Annotated in this window: 5 protein-coding genes; 4 read left to right on the forward strand and 1 reads right to left on the reverse strand. The window is 34.0% G+C overall.

From position 1 onward, the window contains the following. Nucleotides 1-341: 341 nt before the first annotated feature. Nucleotides 342-1,769 (reverse strand): DEAD/DEAH box helicase, encoded by a 1,428-nt coding sequence (locus tag EUBIFOR_RS02175; protein WP_003864263.1) that lies wholly within the window; start codon nucleotides 1,767-1,769, stop codon nucleotides 342-344. A 78-nt stretch (nucleotides 1,770-1,847) separates the two neighbouring features. Here EUBIFOR_RS02175 and EUBIFOR_RS02180 point away from each other — a divergent pair, with 78 nt between their 5' ends. The 4 genes from EUBIFOR_RS02180 to EUBIFOR_RS02195 all read left to right on the forward strand — a co-directional run bounded on the left by EUBIFOR_RS02180 (nucleotide 1,848) and on the right by EUBIFOR_RS02195 (nucleotide 5,733). Then, nucleotides 1,848-2,213 (forward strand): hypothetical protein, encoded by a 366-nt coding sequence (locus EUBIFOR_RS02180; RefSeq protein WP_003864264.1) that lies wholly within the window; start codon nucleotides 1,848-1,850, stop codon nucleotides 2,211-2,213. Nucleotides 2,214-2,274: 61 nt separating this feature from the next. Further along, nucleotides 2,275-3,630 carry a transglutaminase-like domain-containing protein gene (locus EUBIFOR_RS02185; RefSeq protein ID WP_003864265.1) on the forward strand — a complete coding sequence of 452 codons (1,356 nt, stop codon included), beginning with the start codon at nucleotides 2,275-2,277 and terminating at the stop codon, nucleotides 3,628-3,630. After that, nucleotides 3,623-4,333 carry a gamma-glutamyl-gamma-aminobutyrate hydrolase family protein gene (locus EUBIFOR_RS02190; RefSeq protein ID WP_003864266.1) on the forward strand — a complete coding sequence of 237 codons (711 nt, stop codon included), beginning with the start codon at nucleotides 3,623-3,625 and terminating at the stop codon, nucleotides 4,331-4,333. The genes EUBIFOR_RS02185 and EUBIFOR_RS02190 overlap by 8 nt, the downstream gene beginning before the upstream one ends. After that, nucleotides 4,333-5,733, forward strand: coding sequence for a S10 family peptidase (locus EUBIFOR_RS02195; RefSeq protein WP_003864267.1), 1,401 nt, complete (start codon nucleotides 4,333-4,335; stop codon nucleotides 5,731-5,733). The genes EUBIFOR_RS02190 and EUBIFOR_RS02195 overlap by 1 nt, the downstream gene beginning before the upstream one ends. Nucleotides 5,734-5,760: the final 27 nt, after the last annotated feature.

Genomic DNA, 5,760 nt, shown 5'->3' on the forward strand with positions numbered 1-5,760 from the left:
ACCTTAATAATCTTTGAAATTTTTATTGTATCTTAAGCAAAAAAACTATATAGTATTAGTTAGTGATCAGATTTCAGAAACTTGTGAAGCCTGCAATCGTGGGAGGGTGCTGCGGCCCCTCTCCTTTTTTATGCTTTTCGCACTATTCAGCTAGGTGCTGTCCAATTTATGATAGGCAATGTGCAGGCTACAAAAGGACACAAATGGGCCTGAAGATTTTTTAAGAAAATCATTCATGGCTAAGTCAATGTCTACCAAGGTGCAGGTAGAATCTTATTAAAACCTGTTGGTGGCATTACGGCATATCAGATGTTGTACTTCCAAAATAAAATGGATCTGATCTAGTGACCAAATCCATTTTTTGCCTTTTGAATACGCAATGTTTTCCCTTTAATTGTCTTTAAATTCTTTAACACAAGTTTTCCCTTATCATTCAAGATATCTACATACGATTGATGATCTTGTACTTGTATCACACCAATGTCATCAACCGTAACACCATCAATTTCACAAATAGCCCCTACAATATCGCCTGGACGAATTTTCTTATTCTTTCCTCCATTTAAATAGATTTTAGTGATGCCCTTTCTTAAATCTTTTGATTTATCGACCACCACACGATTGGATTCTTTTAATGAATCTAAAACATCTAAATCACTTAAATAAACTTCACCCTCATCTTTAAATGGCAAGTTATAGCCTAGATATTCCTCTAGTTTTTCTTTTCGAACTCCATCATATTCATTCACTAAACTTATAGCTAAGCCTTGTTCATCGACTCTACCACTACGTCCAATACGATGTGTATATGTTTCTACAGGACTAGGCATATCATAGTTAATAATCATCTCCACTTTAAAAACATCAATTCCTCGACTTGCGACATCGGTACATACTAAAATACGTACCTTTCCTTTTTTAAAGCGTCGCATATGTGATAATCTTTCTTCTTGCATCATACCGCCATGAATTTTATCGACACTAACTTGATTCTTTTCTAAACATGCATAAACTGCATCCACTCTTGCCTGCGTCTTACAAAAAATCATACAGGATTCTGGTTTCTTTAATGCCAATAAATGAAGAAGAAACAATTCTTTGTGTTCTTCATTGACGTGATAAGCTTCTTCTAGAATATTTGGCTTATTTGTACTCGTTAGATCCACCTTAGCTGGTTTATACAAATATTTCTTACTCATTCTTTGAATCACTGCAGGATAGGTTGCACTAAATAAACAAGTTACATGTTTTTTAGGCATATATTTTAAAATAGCCTGCACTTCATCTAAAAAGTTCATATTCAACATTTCATCCGCTTCATCCAAGACTACATATTTAATTTTTGATGGATCCAGTGTTTGTTGTTGAAGATGATCTAAAACTCTTCCTGGCGTACCAATCACTACATGACATCTTTGTTTCAAATCTTCCTTTTGAAACTTAAATGGCTGCTTACCAAATATAGGTAGTGTCTTGATTTTTTTAAAGGTTCCAATACGATCAAAATCTTGTTGAATTTGTAAAGCCAATTCACGAGTTGGAGTAAGTACTAACGCTTGTGGACTTCTTTCATCAATTTCTAGATTTTGAATGATAGGAATCGCAAAAGATGCCGTTTTACCACTTCCTGTTCTTGATTTAACAATACAATCCGTTTGCGAAAGAATGTTGGGAATGACTTGTTCTTGTACGGGCAATGGTTTTTCATAGCCTAATGTATGTAAAGCTTGTATAATATTTTGATCTAAATTCATTTGTTCAAATGTCATATTTTTATCACCTATAGAATTATACCATGTTAATATTATTTAACAGAAACAAAAACTATTATGCGCTACAATAAGAGCATGAAATATAAAACGTTAGTGATGAAACAGATCGATCAACATACATATCAATATAGTATGAATGCGCCTTTAGATAACTTGAGTTCTATTCTATCTTTTGATGAAGAAATATTAAAAGTGAATTTCGGTAATGAATTGGAATACACCTTAAATTGTGCAAAACGAAAAGAAGTTTTAAAAGATGGGTTTTTATTAGAACCAAAAGAAAACATGACACTTACTGAATGGGCACCTTTTTTCGCATTATCTTTAATTTTGCAGTACTACAAATCATTTAGAAAACTACCGCCTGTTTTAATGAGTGTAGATAAAAAAACACAGGAAAAATACTCTCAGGAAGAATTAATCCGAAACTTATTTCAATAAGTTTCATTTTTTTATGTAATAATTTTCATAATAGCGTATAATCAAAATGAGGTGAACTATTATGAACATGACAACATTGAACACGCCACTTCCAGAAGATTTAATGAAATTAAAATGGAACGGGCAATTTAAACTGATGCAGGAAATGATTGATTTGCGTCTTCAAAAAGATATTCCTACCAAATTAAAGGAGCGTTTAGAATTAGAAAAAGAATTGATTTCTCGTCTTCCTGAAAATTTTACGTATTCAAAAGAAGATGCTATCGAGTTATTAAAGTCTAAAATTTCCGATTTTAAAGATGAAGAATTTGATGAATTATTCAAAGACAATGCGTTTGAATGGATTTTCATTGAGGGAAAAATGTATTTAAAAGACAATTTCTTTGAAAACCTAATTAAAGTGCGTAAAGCTTATAAAGATCGTTTAATTGAAAAAGATGGTGCTGCAAGTACTTTATTAGATGATGTAATGCATAAGATGAAGGAAGAAAAGGATGTTTACTGCAAGATTCATGTCAAGACAAGTTTGAAGGTAGATCCTGCATTTGAAAAGCCAGGAAAAACAATTCGTGTTTGGCTTCCTATCCCAAAAGAATATGCGCAGGTTGAAGATTTTAAATTATTAAATACATCTCATGAAGGTCTAGTCAACGATAACAGTGTAGATCAAAGATGTGTATATATTGAAAAGCCATATGAAAAATGTGAAGAATTCAGTGTAGAATATGAATTCATCAATCACATGCACTATGAAGAATTAGATCCAAGTATCGTAACAGATGAACATCCAGATACTTGTCTTGAAGAATACGCACCTCATGTCGTATTTACAGATTATTTAAAGGATCTAGTTAAAGAAATCATCGGCGAAGAAACAAACCCATTATTAAAAGCTAAATTGATTTATAATTATATCACAACCCATGTCACATATTCTTATGTACGTGCTTATGCGACTTTACCATGTATTCCAGAATATATCACAACAGGATTAAAGGGAGATTGTGGTTTACAAGCATTGACATTTATTACTCTATGTCGTATTGCGGGCATTCCTGCCACTTGGCAAGCTGGACTTTATACAACGCCTGAAACCATTGGTAATCATGACTGGGCACGATTCTATGTAGCTCCATATGGATGGTTATATGCGGATTGTTCATTTGGTGGTGGATCCTATCGTGCTAAAAACTTGGAAAGACAAGATTTCTATTTTGGACATTTAGATCCATTTAGAACACCATGCTCATCAAAATTCCAAGGTGCTTTTGTACCAGCTAAAAACTTCTTGCCAAATGATCCATTTGATAATCAAAATGGTGAAATGGAATATGCGGATGAAGCCATTCCAGGTAAATATATCATAAAAGAAACCGAAAAAATTGAAATCTCTCTTTTAGAGGATCAAAATGCATAGGCCTATTATTGGTCTAACTTGTAATGAATTGGATAAAGAAAATCTTCCTAAACAGTTTATCAATGAAGCCTATATCCATAGTGTCATTCGTGCTGGTGGTTGTCCAATCATTCTTCCAATCACAAATGACTATGATACAATTCAAGCTCAAGTTAATCTATTAGATGGATTGATTGTGACAGGTGGAATCGATGTAAATCCTATGATTTATAATGAAAATCCAGAACCTTTACAAGGTAATTCAAGCTTAGATCGTGATTATTATGAAATGCGAGTATTAAAATATGCCAACGAAAAACAGATTCCTATTTTTGGGATCTGTCGTGGCATACAGATGTTGAATGTCTATTTTAAAGGATCTCTATATCAAGATTTGTCGTATTGTAAAAGAAGCGTAATCAAACATGCGCAACAAGAAAAAAGAGAAAATCCAAGTCATAAAATCCATATTGAAAAGGATAGTTTTTTATATCCTAGCTTAAGTGATGAAGCTTATGTGAATAGTTTTCATCATCAGGCCATCAAGGATTTAGCACCACACTTTAAAGTTGTAGCTAAAGCACCAGATGGAATTATTGAAGCCATTGAACATGAGTCTTTACCCATTTATGCCGTACAATTTCATCCAGAAGCCTTGTCGCATAAATATGGTGAGATGCAAGATATCTTCAATGTCTTTATTAAAAAGTGTGAGGTGAAATAATGCGTATTCAAGAAAACTTAGAAAAATCAAAATATGAGGCAGATGGAAGCCTACAAATTCAAGGAACAACCATTCCTTATCATACAATTTGTGAAGACAATTTCTTCGTGGATGAAGAAAACAATCCAGTCGCATCCATATTTAGTTATGCCTATTTTCGAAGTGATATTCAAGACAATTCAAAACGTCCCATCTTATTTATTTATAATGGCGGTCCAGGATGTGCAAGTCTTTGGCTTCACATGGGATTATTTGGTCCAAGAATTGTAAAATTAGATGATGAACTAAACCTTCCTACAGTTCCACCTTTTGAATTAGAAGACAATCCACATTGTTTATTAGACTTATGTGATTTAGTCTTTATTGACCCCGTTGGAACTGGACTAGGTCGTTTAATTCAAGAAAAGGCAAGAAAAGAATTTTATGAAACACATGGCGATGTTCGTAGTGTTTCTAAATTCATTGAACAATTCTTAGCTCGCTATAATCGTAGAAATTCACCTGTATTACTAGCTGGTGAAAGCTATGGTACCACAAGAAGTGCCTTACTTGCAGGAGAACTTATGGGTGCAGGTCCTGAAAAAGCCGATACAATGGGCATTAGTGTGAGTGGTATTTTCTTACTTGGAAGTTACTTTATTGAAAAGCTTCCAGTTGAAGCAAGTGCTACAGACTTAATCACAATGGCTGCCACAAATTATTTCCATAATCCTAAAGATGATATTTCACAAAAAGACTTTATTGAAGAAGCCTTTACATTCGCATCCACTGAATATGTTACAGCTTTATTTTTAGGAGATGCCTGCCCGAACAAAGAAGAAATCGCAGATAAATTAGCCTATTATTCAGGTATTGATCAAACCTATTGGTTAAGACACCATTTACATATGGATATGCAGAAAGGTTTTGCGCATAAACTATTAGAAGATAAAGGTTTAGCTTTAGGATTCTATGACGGTCGTTATACATGGAATGATGATCCAGAAATCATGGAAGCTAACGTCATTGCGGATGATCCGGCCATGGGACAATATACACCTGCTTTCCAGACTGCCTATGGATTGATGCGTCAAGAATTAAATATCACAAGTGATCGTATCTCAAAAGGCCTAGTCTTTGATGTCAATATGACATGGAATCATGAATTCAAAACAAGTCCTGCTCAATCCTTAGCTGGATGCATGCGAAGAAACAAACAGATGAAAGTCTTCTTTGCCTCAGGTCTATATGATTTATGTACTACTGCAGGAAATGCCAGATATTTGGCAACCCATTCCAATCTAGATCAAAACCGAGTTACAATTGGTGAATATCCAAGTGGACACATGGCTTATCTTGGTAAAGAAAGCTTTGATCTATTAGCCAAGGATATGCGTGCATTCTTTGAAAGCTGTATTTAACACAAAAACCGTCAAGCGACGGTTTCT

Source organism: Holdemanella biformis DSM 3989 (assembly GCF_000156655.1).
Lineage (GTDB): Bacteria > Bacillota_I > Bacilli_A > Erysipelotrichales > Erysipelotrichaceae > Holdemanella > Holdemanella biformis.